General features: G+C 72.8%; 17 protein-coding genes. 8 read left to right on the plus strand and 9 right to left on the minus strand.

The window, feature by feature from the left end; genetic code table 11:
- Nucleotides 1-7: 7 nt before the first annotated feature.
- From OHA30_RS12295 to OHA30_RS12310, 4 genes are all read right to left on the minus strand, one after another.
- The gene (locus OHA30_RS12295; protein ID WP_328913859.1) at nucleotides 8-2,578 is read right to left on the minus strand and encodes an ABC transporter permease; all 2,571 of its coding nucleotides are present in this window, start codon (nucleotides 2,576-2,578) and stop codon (nucleotides 8-10) included.
- A complete protein-coding gene (locus tag OHA30_RS12300; protein WP_328913860.1) occupies nucleotides 2,575-3,363 on the minus strand; it encodes an ABC transporter ATP-binding protein in 789 nt (262 codons plus the stop codon). The genes OHA30_RS12295 and OHA30_RS12300 overlap by 4 nt, the downstream gene beginning before the upstream one ends.
- 401 nt (nucleotides 3,364-3,764) lie before the next feature.
- Nucleotides 3,765-4,250, minus strand: a complete 486-nt coding sequence (locus OHA30_RS12305; RefSeq protein ID WP_328913861.1) for an SUKH-3 domain-containing protein — start codon at nucleotides 4,248-4,250, stop codon at nucleotides 3,765-3,767.
- 8 nt (nucleotides 4,251-4,258) lie between these two features.
- Nucleotides 4,259-4,768 (minus strand): YwqJ-related putative deaminase, encoded by a 510-nt coding sequence (locus OHA30_RS12310; RefSeq protein ID WP_328913862.1) that lies wholly within the window; start codon nucleotides 4,766-4,768, stop codon nucleotides 4,259-4,261.
- A 308-nt stretch (nucleotides 4,769-5,076) separates the two neighbouring features.
- Here OHA30_RS12310 and OHA30_RS12315 point away from each other — a divergent pair, with 308 nt between their 5' ends.
- The 5 genes from OHA30_RS12315 to OHA30_RS12335 all read left to right on the plus strand — a co-directional run bounded on the left by OHA30_RS12315 (nucleotide 5,077) and on the right by OHA30_RS12335 (nucleotide 11,561).
- Nucleotides 5,077-5,820, plus strand: coding sequence for a sensor domain-containing protein (locus tag OHA30_RS12315; protein WP_328913863.1), 744 nt, complete (start codon nucleotides 5,077-5,079; stop codon nucleotides 5,818-5,820).
- A gap of 183 nt (nucleotides 5,821-6,003) precedes the next feature.
- The gene (locus tag OHA30_RS12320) at nucleotides 6,004-6,747 is read left to right on the plus strand and encodes a sensor domain-containing protein (RefSeq protein WP_328913864.1); all 744 of its coding nucleotides are present in this window, start codon (nucleotides 6,004-6,006) and stop codon (nucleotides 6,745-6,747) included.
- Nucleotides 6,748-6,862: 115 nt separating this feature from the next.
- Entirely contained in the window at nucleotides 6,863-7,873 is a 1,011-nt protein-coding gene (locus OHA30_RS12325) for an SMI1/KNR4 family protein (RefSeq protein WP_328913865.1), read from the plus strand.
- Between the two features lie 8 nt (nucleotides 7,874-7,881).
- Nucleotides 7,882-10,431: an SUKH-4 family immunity protein gene (locus tag OHA30_RS12330; RefSeq protein WP_328913866.1), complete on the plus strand. Its 2,550-nt coding sequence runs from the start codon at nucleotides 7,882-7,884 to the stop codon at nucleotides 10,429-10,431.
- 215 nt (nucleotides 10,432-10,646) lie between these two features.
- Nucleotides 10,647-11,561, plus strand: a complete 915-nt coding sequence (locus OHA30_RS12335; RefSeq protein WP_328913867.1) for a DivIVA domain-containing protein — start codon at nucleotides 10,647-10,649, stop codon at nucleotides 11,559-11,561.
- A gap of 28 nt (nucleotides 11,562-11,589) precedes the next feature.
- Here OHA30_RS12335 and OHA30_RS12340 read toward each other — a convergent pair whose 3' ends face one another.
- Nucleotides 11,590-12,951, minus strand: coding sequence for a sensor histidine kinase (locus tag OHA30_RS12340; protein WP_328913868.1), 1,362 nt, complete (start codon nucleotides 12,949-12,951; stop codon nucleotides 11,590-11,592).
- A 176-nt stretch (nucleotides 12,952-13,127) separates the two neighbouring features.
- Between OHA30_RS12340 and ppc the strand changes: the two genes are divergently transcribed.
- Together ppc and OHA30_RS12350 are read left to right on the plus strand one after the other, a co-directional pair.
- Entirely contained in the window at nucleotides 13,128-15,857 is a 2,730-nt protein-coding gene (gene ppc / locus OHA30_RS12345; protein WP_328913869.1) for a phosphoenolpyruvate carboxylase, read from the plus strand.
- Nucleotides 15,858-16,097: 240 nt separating this feature from the next.
- Entirely contained in the window at nucleotides 16,098-16,901 is an 804-nt protein-coding gene (locus OHA30_RS12350) for a response regulator transcription factor (RefSeq protein ID WP_328913870.1), read from the plus strand.
- Here the strand turns inward: OHA30_RS12350 and OHA30_RS12355 are convergent.
- Complete coding sequence (locus tag OHA30_RS12355; RefSeq protein WP_328913871.1) at nucleotides 16,860-17,357, minus strand: MarR family winged helix-turn-helix transcriptional regulator; 498 nt, start codon at nucleotides 17,355-17,357, stop codon at nucleotides 16,860-16,862. The genes OHA30_RS12350 and OHA30_RS12355 overlap by 42 nt on opposite strands.
- 137 nt (nucleotides 17,358-17,494) lie before the next feature.
- Here OHA30_RS12355 and OHA30_RS12360 point away from each other — a divergent pair, with 137 nt between their 5' ends.
- Nucleotides 17,495-18,358, plus strand: a complete 864-nt coding sequence (locus OHA30_RS12360; protein WP_328913872.1) for a trans-aconitate 2-methyltransferase — start codon at nucleotides 17,495-17,497, stop codon at nucleotides 18,356-18,358.
- 157 nt (nucleotides 18,359-18,515) lie between these two features.
- Here OHA30_RS12360 and OHA30_RS12365 read toward each other — a convergent pair whose 3' ends face one another.
- The 3 genes from OHA30_RS12365 to OHA30_RS12375 form a co-directional block, all read right to left on the minus strand.
- A complete protein-coding gene (locus tag OHA30_RS12365; protein ID WP_328913873.1) occupies nucleotides 18,516-19,010 on the minus strand; it encodes a hypothetical protein in 495 nt (164 codons plus the stop codon).
- A gap of 137 nt (nucleotides 19,011-19,147) precedes the next feature.
- On the minus strand, nucleotides 19,148-19,741 hold the full coding sequence (gene pth / locus OHA30_RS12370) for an aminoacyl-tRNA hydrolase (RefSeq protein WP_328913874.1): 594 nt from the start codon (nucleotides 19,739-19,741) through the stop codon (nucleotides 19,148-19,150).
- A gap of 88 nt (nucleotides 19,742-19,829) precedes the next feature.
- On the minus strand, nucleotides 19,830-20,438 hold the full coding sequence (locus tag OHA30_RS12375; protein ID WP_328913875.1) for a 50S ribosomal protein L25/general stress protein Ctc: 609 nt from the start codon (nucleotides 20,436-20,438) through the stop codon (nucleotides 19,830-19,832).
- Nucleotides 20,439-20,726 lie beyond the last annotated feature (288 nt).

Genomic DNA, 20,726 nt, shown 5'->3' on the forward strand with positions numbered 1-20,726 from the left:
CCGGGGTCTAGTCGGTGGCGATCGCGTTCAGGATGTTCATCCGCGCGGCCCGGAAGGCCGGGAGCAGGGCGGCCAGCAGGCCGACCACCGCGGAGCCGATGAAGACCGAGACGATCGTGGACCACGGAATCCGCAGGATGCCCAGTCCCTGGGCGGCGAGCACCTGCTGGGCGCTCGATCCCCAGCCGAGGCCGAGGCCGAGACCGACCAGGGCGCCGAACAGGGCGATGACGACCGACTCCAGCCGGATCATCCGGCGCAGCTGGCGCCGCGACATTCCGATGGCGCGCATCAGGCCGATCTCGCGGGTGCGTTCGACGACCGACAGGGCGAGGGTGTTGATGACGCCCAGGACGGCCACGATGATCGCGAGGCCCAGCAGACCGTAGATCATGTAGAGCAGCTGGTTGACCTGACCCTGGATCAGGTCCTTGTAGTCGGACTGGTCGCGGACCTGCACCTGCGGGTAGTCCTTGACCGCCGCCTTGAGCGAGGCGTACGCCTCCTTCTCCTTGCCGTTCGCCGCCTTGGCGAAGATCATGAAGTCGCCGGGCATCTTGTCCGCGGGCAGATACTGCCGGGCGGTGCTGATGTTGGTGAACATCGTGCCGTGCTCGATGGCCGTGTCGTCGCTGGTGACGGCGGCGATCCTGAGCTTGACGGTGGAGCCGCTGACCAGGGCGACGGTCATCTCGTCGCCGAGCTTGACGTGGTTGTCCTTGGCGAAGGTCTCGGGGACCGACATGGCGTTCTTGCCGTAGGCGTCGGCCAGCTTGCCCTGCACGGTGTCGAGCCGCAGGTCCTGGGCGTAGGTGGGGTCGGCCGCCGTGAGGTAGTTCTTGACGGTCTTGCCCGCCGGGGTCGTCATCTTGGCGCTGACGATCGTGTAGTCGGTGAAGTGCTCGATGGAGCCCGCGGACCTCACCGCGTCCCGTACGGCCGGGGTGAAGATCTGGCTGCCGTGGTCGCCGATCTGGATGATGAAGTCGGCGCCGACGGACTTGTCGAGTTGGTCGTTGGCGGAGGCCACCATCGAGGAGCCCACGACGGACATACCGGAGACAAGCGCCAGTCCGATCATCAGCGCGGAGGCGGTGGCGCCGGTACGCCGCGGGTTGCGCAGCGCGTTGCGCTCGGCGAGCCGGCCGACGGGCCCGAAGAACCGCAGGACCACGGCGCTGACCCCGCGGACGATCACACCGGCCAGCAGCGGGCCGACGATGACGAAGCCGACCAGGGAGAGCAGCACTCCGAGCCCCAGCAGACCGCCGCCGGTCGACGCCTTGGCCGCCTTGGCGGCCCCGACGAGGGCGACCAGGCCCGCGGCGCAGACCAGGACACCGACGGCGGCGCGGATCCGGCCGGCCCTGCCGTCGGCGGGGGTGCCCGCGTCGCGCAGCGCGGCCATCGGGGAGATCTTCCCGGCCCGGCGGGCGGGGATGTACGCGGCCAGGACGGTGACGATCACACCGATGGCCAGTCCGACGATCGGAGTGGTGGCCTTGACCGTCAGCTCGGACGTGTCGAGCTTCATGCCCGCCTTGCCCATGAGCTTCATCAGGCCGACGGCCAGTCCGACGCCGCCGCCGACGCCGAGCACCGAGCCGGTGACACCGAGCAGGAACGCCTCGATCAGCACCGACCTGTTGACCTGCTTGCGGCTGGAGCCGAGCGCCCGCATCAGCCCGATCTCACGGGTGCGCTGGGCGACCAGCATCGAGAAGGTGTTGACGATCAGGAAGATGCCGACCAGGACGGAGATGCCCGCGAAGCCGAGCATCGCGTACTTCATGAAGTCCAGGAAACCGCCGAGGCTGTCCTGGTCCTTCTTCTTGGTCTCGGCCGCGGTGTCGATCGTGTACTTGCCGCCGATCGCCGCCTTGACGTCGGCCTTGAGCCGGTCGTCGGTGACGCCCTTGGCGGCGGTCAGCCCGTAGCCGGTGTACTGCGAGGTGCTGCCGAGCAGCTTGGCCTGCGCGGTGGCGGTGTCGATGTAGAGCACCGCGGCGCCGGGGTTGGTGGTCTTGAAGGTGACGATGCCGGTCACGGTGACGTTGAAGTCACCGGGCTGGGCGATCACCCGGAGCCGGTCGCCGATCTTCAGATCGTGCTTCTTGGCGGTGTCGGCGTCCAGCACCGCGTCGTCCGGGCCCTTGGGGAGGTGGCCCGAGGACAGCTCGACGGCCTTGGTCTCGGTCGGGTCCCAGTTGCTGACGATGGTCGGGGCGCCGCTGGAGGCGCCGACGCTCTTGTTGTGCGCGTCGGCGACCGTCACATCGGTGCTGGTCACGTCGGGGTCGGACGTGGCGACGCCCGGCACCTTCAGCAGCGTGTCCTGCAGCGAGGCCGGTACGCCGTCCGGCTTGCCGGTGGCCTGCGAGTTGTCGACCTTCTTGGCGCTGATGGTGACGTCGGAGGCGGTGGAGCCGAAGAGCTTGTCGAAGGTGGCCGTCATGGTGTCGGTGAACACCAGGGTGCCGCAGACGAAGGCGACCGACAGCAGGACGGCGATCATCGAGAGCGCCATTCTGCCCTTGTGCGCGAAGAAGTTGCGCACCGAGGTCTTGAGGACGGTCACGACGTCCTCCCGCGACCGTCGAAGGACTTCATGCGCTCGAGGACGGACTCTGCGGTCGGGTCGGCCATCTCGTCGACGATCCGGCCGTCGGCCAGGTAGAGCACACGGTCGGCGTACGAGGCCGCGACCGGGTCGTGGGTGACCATGACGATGGTCTGGCCGAGTTCGTCGACCGACCGGCGCAGGAAGCCCAGCACCTCGGCGCCGGCCCGCGAGTCGAGGTTTCCGGTCGGCTCGTCGCCGAAGATGATCTCGGGGCGGGCGGCGAGCGCGCGGGCGACCGCGACGCGCTGCTGCTGGCCGCCGGAGAGCTGGGTGGGCCGGTGCTTGAGGCGCCCGGCCAGACCCACGGTCTCCACCACGCGGTCCATCCAGGCCCGGTCGATCTTGCGGCCGGCGATGTCCATCGGCAGCGTGATGTTCTCCGCCGCGTTCAGGGTCGGAAGCAGATTGAAGGACTGGAAGATGAAGCCGATCTTGTCCCGGCGCAGTTGGGTGAGCTTCTTGTCCTTCAAGTTGGTGATCTCGTCGTCGCCGACCCAGATCCGGCCCTCGGTGACGGTGTCGAGACCGGCCAGGCAGTGCATGAGGGTGGACTTGCCGGACCCGGAGGGGCCCATGATCGCGGTGAAGCGGCCACGCGCGATGTCGACGTCCACGGAGTCCAGCGCGAGCACACGGGTCTCGCCGATGCCGTACGCCTTGGTCACCGCGCGGCCGGCAGCGGCAACGGCCGAACGTTCTCCGTTGCCCCCGGCCTTGGGAATCGTCACTGCCGTTGTCACTGGTTTCTCCTGTGGTCGTACGTGCGTCTCGGTATGGACCCAGCCTGCTGGAGCGTGCCCGGCGGCACGATGGGGCAGGTCTCCGTGTCCGGGGTGGGGCTATCCCCACCCCGTCCTACGACCGTATGGACATCGCGGTCCGCGATCGTCATCCGCCGGTACGAACCGGGGGCCGCCGAAAGTAGGTGCCTCCCCCTAGGGGACTGCTACCTGCGGCTTACCCGCGTCTCGGGGTCCGGGGCCGTGATCCGTGGCGTACGGGCAACCGTGGCGTGTACACGGAAATACCGGGCGGCGCACCGGAGTCCGGCGCTCCGGGCCCGGCGCGCGAAGCGAACGGCCGCCGAGACACGCGGCACCGGCCGGCGCGGACCTGACGGGCGCGCCGGCCGGACGGGCGGTCAGCCCACCGTGAGCCGGACCGGCCGCGCCCCGCCGGCCAGCGCGGCCAGGGCGCGGTCGATGTCCGACCCCACGTACCAGTCGCCGGTGTAATCCACGGCGTAGACCCGGCCCTCGGCGTCGATGGCGAGCAGCGCGCCCGAGCCCTGCTCCTCGCCGAGCGGGCTGATCCCGGTCTCCAGTGCGCGGCCGAGGTCGCCGAGGGTACGGGCCTGGTGCAGACCGCGCATCGGGTCGACGACGACCGTGCTCGGCGCGATCTGCCGGCCGGGCCCGGCCGCGGGCGGCACGGTCAGCCCGCCGAACTCCGCCCACGCCTCGACCGCGGCGGGCGAGACCGCGTGCCGGTGGCCGCCGGGCGAGACATGTCCGCGCAGCCGGTCGGCCCACTCCTCGGCCTGCTTGATGTCCCAGCGGCCCGGCTGCCAGCCGGCCGTGCGCAGCGCCGTCTCGACGCCGGGCGGGAAACGCGTACTTCCCGTCATCGCCGCGCTCATGCCCGTCCCGCGCCCGGATCGAACGGCCGCACCCCCAGATGGGCCAGCAGCGGCCCGCAGGACCGGCAGGGCGGGGCGTACGTGCCGTGCGCCGGGTCGCCGTCCTCGCGTATCCGGCGGGCGGTGACCTTCGCGCCGCGCAGCGCCTTGCGGGCCTCGCCGCGGGTGAGCGGCCGCCGGGAGGCGCGCTTGCCGCGCGTCGCCTCGACGGCCGTCAAGTGGCGTGAAATCAACACCACTTCGGGGCAGCGCCCGGTGAACCTCTCCCGCTGCCCGACCGGCAGCGCGTCCAGGAACTCCCGCACGATCGGGTGAAGTACGGGCGGCTGCTCGTTCTTCGCGCCCGTGCAGGTCAGCACCTCGTCGCGGATGGACAGCGCCGCCGCGACCGCGGGCAGGATTCCGTCCCTCCGGTGCCGCAGGACCGGCGGTCCTGTCTGATCGTGCGAGGTGCTCCAGATCAGCCTCGGATCGGCGGCCCCCGCCGCCTCCAGATGAGTTGTCATGTTTTGCGCGCATCCCTCCGTCCGCCCGCTGACGCGAGCGTTCCCCCGTACGCCGTTCAGAGTGCCAAACGCGCCAACGTATACGAAAGCGGAACCCCGTGCGACGACCGATTTGTGTGGGCCATGTCACCACGTGGTGACGGTGGGTCGGCCGCGCGGACACGGCTCGTACACGGACACGGGTGGCGCACAGAGCGTGCACAGCCTCCCGGCGCGGCATGGACGGCACGGCCCGGGTACCGGGAGGATCGGCATTCGGCCCGCACCCGCGGATCCCCCCACCGCCGACCCCAGGGAATGTGACCCCCATGCGCAAGACCCGTCTGGCCGCCGCCGCAGTGCTGCCCGCGCTGCTGCTCGTCGCCGCGTGCTCCTCGAACTCCTCCGACCACAAAGGGAAGTCCGACGCCACGTCGTCCGCCTCGTCGGTGCTCAGCGGCAAGGCGCCGCTGACCAAGGCCCAGTTGACCAGCGCGCTGGTCACCGAGACGGATGTGCCGGGCTGGGTGATCCAGGTCTCGCAGACCGACGACGCCACCGACTCCCCCGACGGCTCGGACGACGCCACGCTCGTGGCCGACAAGCCCGACTGCCAGCCGCTGGCCGACATCACCAGCAGCAAGCCGACGATCCACCGGATGGCCTTCGTCGGCGCGGCCTTCGCCAAGACCACCACGGCGGCCACCCCGGAGGAGGTCAACCAGATGCTGGTGGCCAGCCACGCGCCGGGCGACGCGCAGAAGGTCATGGACTCGGTGAAGGTGTCGCTGAAGACCTGCACCGGGTTCACCGGGGTCGACAACAGCGGGACCAGGACGCCCTTCACCATCGGCAAGGGCCCGTCGGTCTCGGTGGGCGACGAGTCGGTCTCCTACGTGATGACCGACACCGCGGACAAGGAGACCGGCGCCGCGCTGGTGACCGTGGTCAAGACCGGAGACACCATCACCGCCTATCTGTCGGTGAAGTCCAAGGGCGGCACGGGCACCTTCCCGTTGGACGTGGCCCGCAAGCAGAGCGACAAGCTCAAGGCGGTGCTCGCCAAGCGGTGACCCGCCGGCCGTGACCGCGCGAGGAGCGGGCCGCGGGGGAAGGCCGGGCCCGGTGCCGTAAAGTCGCGCGGCAGCGGGCCGCCCCCGGGACAGCGGGGGCGGACAGGACGCGGCCCCGGGGCCGACGCGGCGGGCACCACGCCGCCGCCCCGGGCACGGACACGACACAGGGGATACGCATCGATGCCGATACGCGCACACAGTCGCCTACTGGCCGGTAGCCGCGGGGGCCCGCCGATCGCCCTGCCCGTCGCGCTGCTGCTGCCCGCGCTCGCCCTCACCGCGGCCTGCGGCGGGGGCACGAGGAAGCCGGACCGCCCGGTGGCCTCGGGCGAGGTGTCCACCGGCAGGCTCATGCAGGCGCTGCTCACCTCTTCCGATGTCCCGCACGTCCAGGTGCTCCCGGCCGGTACGACGACCCAGTTGCTGGGCGGACCGCAGACGGCCGACAAGCCGGAGTGCCAACCGCTCGCCGACCAGTGGAGCACCCGGCCCAAGCACACCCGGCAGGTCTACACCGGCGGGATGGTCACCGACACCGCGGACCGGGACAAGAACGCCAAGACCATCAGCCTTGAGGTGATCGCCTCCTACAAGAAGGGCGAGGCGAAGGACGTCCTCGACGAACTGACCGCCGCCCTGCGCGACTGCCACGGCTACCGGACCACCCGCAACGGCGCCACCACGACGTTCGCCGTCGCCCCGGCCACCGCCGCCGGCGGCCCGCTCGGCGACCAGCAGGTCACGTACACCGTCACCGACACCGCGCTCGGCGCCGCGAAGGCCGTGCTGGTGACCGTGGTCCGCGTCGGCGACGCCACCGCCGCCTACGAGACGGTCCGCGCCGACCACGAACCGGCCGCCCTGCGCCCGGCGATCGCGCTCAAGCAGTCCGTCAAGCTGCGCGCGGCGGCGAGCAGGCGCTGACCTCCGGCGGGCCGGCGGCGGGAGTTGTCCACAGGCCCGGGACCGGGCCCGACGCGACTCTTGCCTCACCCCCTAGGCTGGGGTCATCAGCCAGACGCAGCAGGGGGCAACCGCCATGACGACAGGTCGGCAAGGGCTGGGAGCACCTCCCGGACCCGGTGCCGGGGGACAGTCCGCGCCACCCAACGCGGCCTACGCGGGACAGGTCGTGCAGTTTCCCGACCCGGTACGGGCGGCCCGCCACCCGCGGGGGGTATGGGTGGACGACGACGGCCACCCCGACTTCTCGCCGTACGCCCGCGCGGCGGCCGAGATAGCCGAGCCGCCCGAGGGTTTCGGCATCGACGAACTGCGCCTGACGGACTACGTGTCGGCGAACGCCGCCCTGCACGCCTCGGGCCACGAGCTGTGGGGCAGCCTGTCCCCGGTGGCCACCCCGCACGGCTGGACCTGGCACCACGTCCACGGCACCCGGCGGCTCGAACTGATCCCGGTCGAGGTCAAGGCGCTGCTGCGGCACCACGGCGGGCTGGCCTCGTCCGTCGCCGACCACGCCAAGCGCGGCACCCGGCCGCTCCAGGAGACCCGCCCGGTGCACTTCGGGCTGCCCAAGGACCCGCTGGCGGTCACCGAGCAGCAGGTCCGCGATGTCGAGGAGGAGTTGGGCTACCGGCTGCCCGGCGCCTACCGCACCTTCCTCAAGACGGCCGGCGGCTGCGCGCCCAAGGGCGTCGCGCTCGACCCGGAGCTGGGCCTGCTGATCGACCAGCCCTTCTTCACCGTCCGCGACGACGCCGCCGTCAACGATTTGGTGTACGTCAACAAGTGCCTGCGGGATCATCTGACGAAGGATTATCTGGCGATCGGCTATCTCCAGGGCGGCATCCTCGCCGTCAAGGTGAAGGGCGAGCAGACCGGTTCCGTCTGGTTCTGCGCCTATGACGACGAACGCGACGGCGACCGCTGGGACACCCCGGCGGCGCGCGTCGCCGAGCTGCTGCTGCCGTGCGGCGACACGCTCGACGCCTTCCTGCTCCGGCTGGCGGGCAACCCGCCGGAGCTGGAGACGGTGGCGAACCTGATGGTGGACGGCGGCTTCGCCACCGCTGTTCCGGTGGAGGGGTGAGGCGGCCGATGGTCACTTTCGCGCAGGCGCAGGAGCGCGGGGAGCGCTGGGTCAACGCGGACATGTCCGCGTACGAGACCCGCGAGGTCAAGGTCCGCGAGTTCGACCTCGGGTTCGTGGTCTGGTCCGAGCCCCGCGAGGACGGCCCGACCACCGACGACGGCTCGGTCCGGCTGGTCATCGCCCGGGACAGCGGCGAGGCCACGCTCTGGCCCGGCCTGCCGATCGGCGAGCTGATCCGGCGCTACGAGGAGGAGTACGGGACCGTGGCGAACGACGCGGTGCCCGACCCGCCCCAGCGGCTCGACCTGGAGGCGACCTCCTTCCTGCTGAGCCCCCCGCAGTGGCTCCAGGACGCGGCGGACCGGATGGGCATCCCGGACCGCCGGCCGTCCGCCGCGGGCGGCCCCGCGGCCCCGGCGCCACAGGAGGTCGCGCCCGCTGCGGGCGGCGGCATCGCCTACCGGCGGCCGGGCGACAGCGCGGCGCCCGCGGCTGCCGCGCGCTCCGGCGGGATCGACTTCCGGCGCCCGGCGGGCGGAAGCGGCGCGGAGGTCTCCGGCGACGCGGGCCCGGCCGGGTCCGCCGCCCCGGACGGCCCGCCGAGCCCGGCGCCCGCCTCCGGCGGCGTCGACTACCGGCGGCCCCCCGCCGTGCCCGCGCAGGGCTCGGGCGCGCCCGTGTCCCGGGACGAGGCCCCCGCCGCCGGCGGCTGGGCCGGGAAGACGGTGAGCGACTCCGGGCAGGGGCAGTCCGTCGCGGTGCCCGAGACCGTGCTCGCGCCGCCGCTCAGCGGGGCCGACCTGGTCGAGGACGTGCCGTCGGGAGCCGCCGAGGCCAGGACCGAGCTGCTGCCGGGCGGGAGTTCGCTGCCCCCGACGATGATCGCCCCGCCCGCCCCGGAGGCTCCCGTACCGCCGAGGCCCGGGGTGCCGCTCACCGTCGGCGGCTCGCTGTACCCGCCGCCGGGCGGACCGGCCGTACCGCTGCCACCGCCGGGGGGAGTCGGCGGAGCCGCCGACATCGCCGACATGGAGACAGCCAGGGCCGTCCGCGGCAGCGTGCCGCCGCCGGCCGGTCCGCCGCCGAGGAGTCCGGACGCGCCGCCCCCGCCGCCCGGCGCGTTCTCCGCCGGGCCGCCCGCGCCGGGCGCTCCGGCGTACGGGTCGGCGGCACCGGCCGGTTACGCGGGGCCGCCCCCGCCGCCGGGTGCGGGTACGCCTCCCCCGGGAGGCGGCGACCCGCACTACGCCGCCACCATGCTCGCGGGGCCCTCCCTGCCGCCGCCCCCGCCGGGGGCCGGCGGACCGCACATGCCCCCGCCGCCGCCCGGTCAGGGCACGCCTCCCCCCGGAGGCGGCGACCCGCACTACGCGGCGACGATGCTCGCCGGGCCTTCCCTGCCGCCTCCCCCTCCCCCGGGAGCCGGCGGACCCGGCATGCCCCCGCCGCCGCCTCCGCCTCCTGGCGTGGGCGGTCCCGGGACGGCGCCGCCCGGTCCCCTGGGTGTCAACGGCCCCGGGGCGGCGCCGCCTCCGCCGCCCGCGTACGGCTATCCGCAGGCCGCCGTCGTGCCGACGGTCGGCCCCGGTTACATGGCCGTGCTCCGCTACCGCGGCCAGGACGGCAGCGAGCAGCAGCTCATCCGGCGGTCGGCGCCGGGCACTCCGCACCCGGAGTGGCAGATCCTGCACGAGCTGCGGTCCCTGGGCGTGCGCCCGGACCAGGTTCTCGAACTGCACACCGAGCTGGAGTCCTGTGACCTGCCGGGCGGTTACTGCACCCGGATGATCCGCGAGACCTGGCCGCAGGTGCGGATCAGCCACACCGCGCCCTACGGCCGCGACCACGCCGGCCGCCGGCAGGGCGTCCAGCACCTGCTGACCCACCAGGGCGAGCTGCACCAGGTGGCGGGCGCCCCCGCCCGCCCGCAGCCGCAGCGGGTGCCGATGCCCGATCCGCACACCGTGCCGCGGGTGCCGCCGGTGCCGCTGGAGGTGATCGGGCAGGAACTGGCGGGCGCCTTCGGCCCGCAGGGCGTCTTCCGCTTCGACCAGCGCGCGGTCTCCCGGCAGGGCGTGCCCGACATCGTGGCGCAGACCCTGGTGTGGGCCGGACTGCCGCTCGACTTCGGCCCCTTCTTCTGGGCACAGGCCCAGCCGGGCCAGCCGGTGCCGACCCTGGCCGAACTCGCCGCGCAGCGCGGTGTGCGGCCGGCCTCCGACGCGGGCTCGTACCTCGTCATGGGCAATGACTTCGGCCGCCAGCTGTGCGTGCAGTACGGCACCGCGCACATCGTCGCGGTGCCGCTGGAGGCGGGTCCCGGCGGACAGCCGGTGCCGCCGCAGTTCGTGAACTCCAGCCTGCCGGAGTTCGCCCGCTGCCTGGCGCTGCTCGGCCGGATGTGGCGGCTGCGGATCGGGCTGACGCCCGACCAGGCCGGACGCTGGACGGTCGATTTCCAGGCGCAGTTGGCCGCCCAGGACCCGGCGGCGATCGCCTCGCCCGACAACTGGTGGTCGGTGCTGATCGAGCAGATGTGGGACGGGCTGCTGTAGGACCGCGGCGGTACGCGCGTACCGGGTTCTCTCGACAGGGCCGGGTGGAAGGAGTGTCTTCCGCCCGGCTCTGTCGCGTTTCCCACGGTTCCCCGTGTGGCCGCGGGTAGGAGCAAGACCGGAGTGTCGCAACCGTATAATGCGGACATAAGCGAAAAATAGGTCCCGGTACACGGCCATGACTCGGCGCGGCCCAACGGCGAGGGGCAAAGGGCATGAGCAGTAATACGACCACATCGTCACCGTGGGAATTCAGTACCGCGCGTGGACGCGGCTACCGGCCCGACCAGGTGGACCGCTTCCTGGACGAGTTGTCCGAGGACCGGGACGCCGCGTGGGAACGGGCCGCCCGACTGACCGTGCTCGCCAATGAGATGGACGCCGAGTCCGTGGAGCTGCGGCAGCAGGTCGGCGCCCTCGACTCCGACGCCTTCGCCGTGCTCGGCCCGGGCGCGCAGGAGTTGCTGCGGATGGTCGAGAAGGAGGCCGCCGCCGTACGGGAACGCGCCGAGGCCGAGGCGCAGTACGCGAGGGACGTGGCGGACACCGCCCGCCGTACGCTCCAGGACGAGTCCCGGGCGGCGGCCTCGGCGCGGCTGGCGGCGGCGGAGGAACAGGCCCAGCACGTGCTGGACGAGGCGTGCGGCCAGGCGGCGGAGATCCTCGGGGAGGCCCGCGCCGAGGCCGACTCCGTCCGCGGTGACGCCCAGGGCGCGCTGGACGGCATGCGGCAGCAGGTGGGCCGCGACCTGGCGGACCTGGACGCGGAGCGGCGCGAGCGGATGGACACGCTGGAGCACGAACTGGCCGAGCGGGAGGCCGGGGTCGACAGCCGGCTCGCCGATCTGCTCGCCGACGCGGAGCGCCGGCTGGAGGAGGCGCACCGGGAGCGGGCGGAGGCGGAGGAGTCGCTGCGGACGGGGCAGGAGGACGCGGAGGCGCGGGCGGCGGAGCTGCTGGCGGAGGCGAGGGGGCGCGAGGAGCGGGTACGGCGGGAGGCGGAGCGGGTCCTGCGGGAGCACGAGGCCCGGCGGGACGAGGTGCGGGGTCATCTCGCGCACATCCGCTCGACGCTGGCCTCGTTGACCGCCCACGACCCGGGCCCCTCGCCGGAGCCCCCGGCCGACTAGGTTTTCCCTCCCGCCCCCGGAGGGGGTCTCAGCGCGGGAGCGGCACCATCGCCGAGACGCGGAACCCGCCCTCCGCCGTGGGCCCCGCGGCGAAGCCGCCCCCGTGCCCGGTCACCCGCTCCCGCATCCCGAGCAGCCCGTGCCCCCCGCTGGGAAGCAACGGCCCCTGCCGCGCCCCCGACGCCGGCCCGTTGGTGATGAGGACGGCGACCTCCGCCTCCCGGAACGCCAGCCGCACCTGCGCCCTCGCCCCCGCCGCGTGCTTGTGCACGTTCGTCAGCGCCTCCTGCACCACCCGGTACACCGTCGCCTCGATCCGCGCTCCGCAGGGCCGCGCCTCCCCCTCGATCGTCAGCTCGACCCCCATCCCGGCCGCCTGCGACTCCTCCACCAGCGCCGCGAGCTGGGCCAGGCACGGCCCGTCGTCCACCTCCCCGACAGCCTCGACGGCTTCGGCGACCCCGACCGCCTCCACGGCCCCAAAGGCCCCGACAGCCCCGACGGGCACGGGCGAGGCGGCGGGCACGGCCGCCGGCACGTCCACCGGGGAAGCCGTGCGCAGCACCCCCAGCATCTGCCGCAGTTCGGTCAGCGCCTGCCGTCCCATGTCCCCCAGCAGCTCCGCGCTCGCGGACGCCTTCTGCGGGTCCTTCAGCGCCACCGCCTTGAGCGCGGCGGCATGCACCACCATCAGGCTCACCCGGTGGGCGACCACGTCGTGCATCTCGCGGGCGATCCGGGTGCGTTCGTCCGCCCGGGCGCGTTCGGCCCGCTCCAGCGCCTTCTCCGCGAGGAGTTCCAGTTCGCGTTCCAGACCGTCGGCCCGCTCCCGCAGGCTCTCCACGAGCCGGCGCCTGGCCCGTACGTACAGACCGAGCAGCACGGGCGGGGCGGTGAGGCCGAGCGCCATCAGGGCCGAGACGATCAAGGTGACCGGCACCGACATCGACCGGCCCTCGGAGGAGTCGCGCAGGCTGTCCTCGAAGTTGAGGAAGGCGACCAGCATCGTGCCCAGGCCGTTCATCCCGGCCAGCGCCCCCGTGATCCGCCGGGGCACCTCCGAGGACGCCAGGGTGTACAGGGCGACCAGCGAGAGGATGAAGCCCATCTGCGCGGGGGTCACCGCGATGGCGACCAGTACCACGGCCACCGGCCAGCGCCGCCGCAGCACCAGGACCGTGCCGACCAGAATGCCGAACAGCGCCCCCGCGCCGGTCATGATCCCGGTCTTCTGCGCGAAGGTCGCGCCCTCGAAGGCGCACTCCAACGCCGATATCGCGGCCAGCGTCACATCCAGGACGAAGCCGCGCCGGCGCTTCCACCACCACCATCCGGACCCGGGCTGTCCACCGGCCCCGTCGTCCGGTACGTGCGCCCCCGTCGTACTCATGACCTCCAGCCTAGGCGGTCCGGGTGACGGCGTACCGGCCCCGTCGCCGTGTCCGCCAAATGGGCTGCCCGTCTCGCCGCAAGGAGGGCCACCTATCCTGGAACGGTCGGACAGCGCGGTCCGCGAGTCTTTCGTCAAACGCCGTCGCCCCTCCCACTGCACAAGGAGCCGCACCTGTGAGCAGCGCCGACACCCCGGACAGCAGCACCGCCTTGCGAGCAGACATCCGACGACTGGGCGAGCTGCTGGGCGGCACCCTGGTCAGGCAGGAGGGGCAGGAGCTCCTCGATCTCGTGGAGAAGGTACGGGCCCTGACCCGCAGCGACGGCGAGGCCGCCGCGTCGCTGCTGGGCGGGACCGACCTGGAGACCGCGGCCAAGCTGGTCCGCGCCTTCTCGACATACTTCCATCTGGCGAACGTCAGCGAGCAGGTGCACCGCGGCCGCGACCTGCGGACCCGGCGCGCCCTGGAGGGCGGGCTGCTGGCCCAGACCGCCGACCTCCTCAAGGAGGGCGACCCCGCGCATGTGCGCGAGAGCGTCAAGAACCTCAACGTACGGCCGGTGTTCACCGCCCACCCGACCGAGGCCGCCCGCCGCAGCGTGCTGAACAAGCTGCGCCGGATCGCCGAACTCCTCGACAGCACCCCGCAGACCACCGGTGACCGGCGCCGCGCGGATCTGCGGCTGGCCGAGAACATCGACCTGCTGTGGCAGACCGACGAGCTGCGGGTGGTGCGCCCCGAGCCCGCCGACGAGGCCCGCAACGCCATCTACTACCTGGACGAACTGCACGCCGGCGCGGTCGGCGACGTCCTGGAGGACCTGGCGGCCGAGCTGGAGCGGGTCGGGGTGCCGCTGCCGCCGGAGACCCGCCCGCTGACCTTCGGCACCTGGATCGGCGGCGACCGCGACGGCAACCCCAATGTCACCCCCGAGGTGACCTGGGAGGTGCTGATCCTCCAGCACGAGCACGGCATCACCGACGCGCTCGAACTGGTCGACTTCCTGCGCGGCGCGCTGTCCAACTCCATCCGCAACTCCGGCGCGAGTCAGGAACTGCTGGACTCGCTGTCCAACGACCTCGTCGCCCTGCCGGAGATCAGCCCGCGCTACAAGCGGCTGAACGCCGAGGAGCCCTACCGGCTCAAGGCCACCTGCGTCCGGCAGAAGCTCGTCAACACCCGTGAACGTCTGGCCGGCGGCTCTCCGCACGTCACCGGCCGCGACTACCTGGGCACCTCCGAGCTGCTGCGCGACCTCCAGCTCATCCAGGACTCGCTGCGCGCCCACCGCGGCGGTCTGATCGCCGACGGCCGGATGGACCGTACGATCCGCACCCTGTCGGCGTTCGGCCTCCAGCTCGCCACCATGGACGTGCGCGAGCACGCCGAGGCCCACCACCACGCGCTGGGCCAGCTCTTCGACCGGCTCGGCGAGGAGTCCTGGCGGTACGCCGACATGCCGCGCGACTACCGCCGCAAGCTGCTCGCCAAGGAGCTGCGTTCCCGGCGCCCGCTGGCCCCCACCCCGGCGCCGCTGGACGAGGCGGGCGCCAGGACGCTCGGGGTGTTCCACACGATCCGCCAGGCCTTCGAGCGGTTCGGGCCCGAGGTCATGGAGTCGTACATCATCTCGATGTGCCTGGGCTCCGACGACGTGTTCGCGGCGGCCGTGCTCGCCCGCGAGGCCGGGCTGATCGACCTGCACAACGGGATCGCCAGGATCGGCATCGTGCCGCTGCTGGAGACCACCGACGAGCTGAAGATCGCGGACAAGCTGCTGGACGAGATGCTCTCCGACCCCTCCTACCGGCGGCTGGTGTCGCTGCGCGGGGACGTGCAGGAGGTCATGCTCGGCTACAGCGACTCGTCGAAGTTCGGCGGCATCACCACCTCGCAGTGGGAGATCCACCGTGCCCAGCGGCGGCTGCGCGACGTCGCCCACCGGCACGGGGTGCGGCTGCGCCTCTTCCACGGCCGCGGCGGCACGGTCGGCCGCGGCGGCGGCCCCTCGCACACCGCGATCCTGGCCCAGCCCTGGGGCACCCTGGAAGGCGAGATCAAGGTCACCGAGCAGGGCGAGGTCATCTCCGACAAGTACCTCATCCCGTCGCTGGCCAGGGAGAACCTGGAGCTGACCGTCGCCGCCACGCTCCAGGCGTCCGCGCTGCACACCGCGCCGCGGCAGTCCGACGAGGCGCTGGCCCGCTGGGACGCGGCCATGGACGTGGTCTCCGAGGCGGCCCACGGCTCGTACCGGCGGCTGGTCGAGGACCCGGACCTGCCCGCGTACTTCTTCGCCTCCACCCCGGTCGACCAGCTCGCCGAACTGCACCTGGGCTCGCGCCCGTCCCGCCGCCCCGACTCCAACGCCGGTCTGGACGGCCTGCGGGCCATCCCGTGGGTCTTCGGCTGGACCCAGTCCCGGCAGATCGTGCCCGGCTGGTACGGCGTCGGGTCGGGTCTGAAGGCCGCGCGCGAGGCCGGGCTCGACTCGGTCATCGACGAGGCCTACGGGCAGTGGCACTTCTTCCGCAACTTCCTGTCCAACGTCGAGATGACGCTGGCCAAGACCGATCTGCGGATCGCCCGGCACTACGTGGACAGCCTGGTGCCCGACGAGCTCAAGCATGTCTTCACCGAGATCGAGGCCGAGCACGAGCTGACCGTACGCGAGGTGCTGCGGATCACCGGGGAGGACGAACTGCTCGCCGGGAGCCCGGTGCTGGCCCAGACGTTCCACATCCGGGACCAGTACCTCGACCCGATCTCCTACCTCCAGGTGACGCTGCTGGCCCGGCAGCGGGCGGCCGCCGCGCGCGGTGAGGAGCCGGACCCGCTGCTGTCGCGGGCCCTGCTGCTGACGGTCAACGGGGTCGCGGCGGGGCTGCGCAACACCGGCTGACCCGGAGTTCGTCCCCGGCCGCCCGGAAGGCGCGGCCGGGGAAGTTCTGTCAAGGGGGCGCCATTCCACGCGACAACCCCTACGCTTTTCCCACGACGCCGGTGGGGGCCGGCGTTGATCAGGGGGCGAGACGCACGGGGTCCGGCACCTGGGTGGGGACGGCGGTCCCGACCCGGGTGCCGGGCCTCACGCGAATGCGCCCCGCCACTGGGGGAGTGCCCAACATCGGGAGTGGTGTCCGTGGGACGAATCCGCGTTCTCGTCGTCGATGACCACCGCATCTTCGCCGAGTCGCTCGCCGCCGCACTCGCGGCGGAGCCCGATGTCGACGTGTCGGCCGCCGGGAGCGGCCCGGCCGCGCAGCGCTGTCTGGACCGCGCCGCGGCCGACAACCGGCGTTACGACGTCCTGCTGGTGGACGCCGATCTGGGCGCCGGGCCCAGGCCGCCGGTGACGCTGGCGGCGGTGCCGCCGCTGCCCGGCCCTGAGGCGCGCTCGATCGAGCCGCGCGACCCGGTCATGGACGGTCTCGCGCTGGTGGAGCGGGTGCGCGCCGCCTATCCGGGAACCCGCACGGTCGTGCTCGCCGAGCGGGACGACCCGATCAGGGCCGCCCGCGCGCTGCAATCGGGCGCGTCCGGGTGGGTCGCCAAGGACTGCTCGCTGTCCCGGCTGCTCGCGGTGGTCCGCGGGGTGCTGCGGGACGAGACGCATCTGCCGCCCGCGCTGCTCACCGGGGTGCTGCGGGAGCTGACGGCGGCCCGCAGGCACCGCACCGAGAGCGAGCTGCTGGTGGAGTCGCTGACGCCGCGCGAGCAGGAGGTGCTGCGCTGCATGGTGGCCGGACTCGGCCGCAAGGCGGTCGCCGAACGGCTCTTCCTGTCCCCGCACACCGTGCGGACCCATATGCAGAACGTGCTGGGCAAGCTGGGCGTGCACTCCACCCTCGCGGCGGTCGCGCTGGCCCGCAGGGCCGGGGTGGGCCCGGTGGAGCTGGTGCCGTCAGCCGGGGACGTTGTCGAACGGCGCGGTCAGCTGTCGTAGCAGCGCGGCCAGGTCGCCGCGCTGACGCTCGCTGAGGTCGCCCAGGATGGCCCGCTCCTGGGCGAGCAGCCCGGCCAGCGCCTCGTCGGCGCGGTCCCGGCCCTCCGGGGTGAGCCGGACCAGCACCCCGCGCCGGTCGCTGGGGTCGGGCAGCCGCTCGACCAGCCGCTTGTGCGCGAGCCGGTCGATACGGTTGGTCATCGTGCCCGAGGTGACCAGGGTCTGGGTGAGCAGCTGTCCTGGCGAGAGCTGATACGGCGCCCCGGCCCGGCGCAGCGAGGTCAGTACGTCGAACTCCCACGGCTCCAGGCTGTGCTCGGCGAACGCCAGCCGCCGGGCCCGGTCCAGATGCCGGGCGAGCCTGCTGACGCGGCTGAGCACCTCAAGCGGTTCCACGTCGAGGTCGGGGCGCTCTCGGCGCCATGCTGCGACCAACCGGTCGACCTCGTCCTCCATGCGATCAGTGTAGTAGGTCTGTCGACATGAAGTCTCTTGACATCAAGATATCTCCGGGAGGAACCTGGGACGTGAGGGCAGAACATCGCCTTCCGTTTTCCGCAGCGGCTCCGTACCAGCCCCAGGGAGTACGAACGATGCAAGCAGCTCCGACGTGGGACCCGCAACAGTATCTCCGGCACTCCACTCACCGCACCCGCCCCTTCCTCGACCTTCTCACCCGAATCAGTGACCTGCCCGGCGGGGAGTCGCCCCGGATCGCCGACATCGGCTGCGGCCCCGGCAATGTCACCGCGCTGCTCAGCGGGCGCTGGCCCGGCGCGCGGATCACCGGCCTCGACAGTTCGCGGGAGATGCTGGAGGCCGCGTCCCGGTACGCCGGACCCACGCCCGGGGGCGGTGAGCTGGACTTCCGCCACGCCGACGCGGCCCGCTGGACGCCCGAGGAGCCGTACGACCTGATCGTCTCCAACGCCGCCCTGCAGTGGGTGCCCGGCCACGCCGACCGCTTCCCGGACTGGCTCGACCACATCACCCCCGGCGGCACCCTGGCCTTACAGGTCCCCGGCAACTTCACCGCCCCCAGCCACGCCCTGCTCGCCGAACTCTGCGACACCCCTGGCTGGCGGGACCGGCTCGACGACCACGGCCGCCGCTATGTGCACATCCTCAGCCCCGCCGACTACCTGGAGCGCCTGACCGAGCTGGGCTGCGAGGTGGTCGACGTCTGGGAGACCACATACGTACAACTGCTCCAGGGTGAGGATCCCGTACTGGAGTGGACGAAGGGCACCGCGCTGCGGCCCGTGCTCACCGCGCTGGAGGACGACCCGGCGGCGGCGCGGGAGTTCGTGGGCCAGTACCGCGACCTGCTGCGCAAGGCGTACCCGGCCGGTCCGCACGGCACGGTCTTCCCCTTCCGCCGGATCTTCGCGGTCGCCAGGACCGCGCACCCGGCCCCCGGCACCGGCCCGGACGTGCCCCAGGAGCCCGCCGGATGACCGCCGCCGCCGGCGACCGGCCGGAGTTCCTTGAGGCGACGGCGGCGGCGCCCGTGGGCTGACTTCGACGCCTGGGCGCGAAGGCGGTTGTCCGACAAGCGGCCCGGTCCGCCCGATCCGGCGGGCCGGGCCGCGTCCGCACGCCGGCCGGGTCGTCTCAGAGCGTCAGGAACGCGCCGCCCAGCAGGGCCGCGCCCGCCGTGGCCAGGGTCCAGGCGGTCCGCCGCATCCGCAGCCCGCCCGCGGCCAGCACCGCCGCCAGCAGCAGCGCTCCGCCCAGCGGCAGGCACGCGAAGAGAAGGCCGCCCGGGCCCGACCTGACCGCCGTGTCCGTACCGGGCTCGATCACCACCGGCACACGGTCGCCGACGTGATGCCTGATCGGCAGGCTGATTTTCACCTCGGCCCGCGCGGTGGCCGTGCCCTTGGGCGCGAACGGGCCCGTGCACAGGGTGTCGCCGCACTCGGCCAGGGTCACCGTGCCCTGTTCGCGGCCTTTGGTGAGCACCACGTGCTGCGCGGTCCGCCAGGAGTCCCAGGCGCCGGACACCAGGAGCAGCAGTATCAGCGCGGCCACGGCCACCAGCCGGGCGAACAGCACCAGTCCCCAGGCGCCCTCGGCCATCCGGCGTGACCGGCTCCGTTTCACCATGCGGGCGATCCTTGGCCATGACATGCCATCGGGTCAACTTCGCGGCCCCGCCGGACCGTCCGGCGCCGCCCCGGGCCGCCGCGAGGACACTCCCCCGCCGCCGCGGGACCGGCCCACAGCCGCCGTGGCGTCCCCGCTCAGCTGTTGTAGGTGCTCTGCGCGCGCTCCAGGCCCTCGGCGATCAGCGCCTCCACGGCGTCGGCCGCGCGGTCCACGAACCAGTCCAGCTCCTTGCGCTCGGTGGACGAGAAGTCCTTGAGCACGAAGGCCGCCACGTCCATCCGCCCCGGCGGCCGGCCGATCCCGGCCCGCACCCGCAGATAGTTCGCGCCGAGCGACTTGGTGATCGACTTGAGCCCGTTGTGGCCGTTGTCGCCGCCGCCCAGCTTGAGCCGCAGCGTGGCGAAGTCGATGTCCAGCTCGTCGTGCACCGCGATGATCTGATCGGTCGGCACCTTGTAGAAGTCCTTGAGCGCGGTCACCGGCCCGCCGGACAGGTTCATGTACGACATCGGCTTGGCGAGCACCACCCGCCGGTTCGCCGGGCCGGGCGGGCCGATCCGGCCCTCCAGCACCTGCGCCTGCGCCTTCTGGGCCCGCTTGAACTTCCCGCCGATCCGCTCGGCGAGCAGATCGGCCACCATGAAGCCGATGTTGTGCCGGTTCCCCGCGTACTCGGGCCCGGGGTTGCCCAGGCCCACGACCAGCCAGGGCCCTGCGGTCTCGCTCATCCACGTCTCCGTATCCAGTGGCGGGGCAGGCGCATAAACGGCCGCCGCCGCACCCCGGAGGGTACGACGGCGGCCGGAACGCTTCGGGTCAGCCCTCGGAGCCGGCCTCGGCGGCGGCGCCCTCACCCTCGGCGCTCTCACCCTCCTCGGCGGCCTCGGCCTGCGCGGAGACGACCTGGATCACGACGGTGTCCTCGTCGATGGCCAGCGTGGAGCCCGCGGGCAGCGCGATGTCCTTGGCGAGGATCGCGGCGCCGGACTCCAGGCCCTCCACCGAGACGGTGACGGACTCGGGGATGTGGGTCGCCTCGGCCTCGACCGACAGCGTGTTGAGCAGGTGCTCGAGCAGGTTGCCACCGGGGGCCAGCTCGCCCTCGGTCTGCACCGGGATCTCCACGGTGACCTTCTCGCCGCGCTTCACGGACAGCAGGTCGACGTGCTCGATGAAGCCCTTCAGCGGGTCGCGCTGCACGGCCTTGGGGATGACCAGCTCGGAAGAGCCGCCGAGCTGGAGGGAGATGAGCACGTTCGGGGTGCGCAGCGCGAGCAGCAGCTCGTGGCCGGGGACGGTGACGTGCTTGGGCTCGGCGCCGTGACCGTAGATGACGGCGGGAACCTGGGCGGCGCGGCGCACCCGGCGGGCGGCGCCCTTGCCGAACTCGGTACGCGGCTCCGCGGCGATCTTGACCTCGGACATGGGGCTCAACTCCTCGTAACGGAAAGACGAAAGTCATACGGTCGCCCGACCCACGACGGGCCGATCCACTTACGAGGAGCGCGCCGATAACGGAGGCTGTTCTGCCGTACGGACCTGCCGTGACGGCCGGGGCCTCCCTCGCCGAGCAACGCGCACAGCGTAACCGGCGGGGAGGCCCCGGACGAAATCGATCTTCCCCGCTCCGGCACGGCGGCCGGCCGCGTACACGGCGGTGCCGGACACGGCGGCGCCGGACATGACGGTGCCGCCGTACCGATTCTTCGGGAC

Origin of the sequence: Streptomyces sp. NBC_00223 (genome assembly GCF_036199905.1) — a bacterium.
Lineage (GTDB): Bacteria > Actinomycetota > Actinomycetes > Streptomycetales > Streptomycetaceae > Actinacidiphila.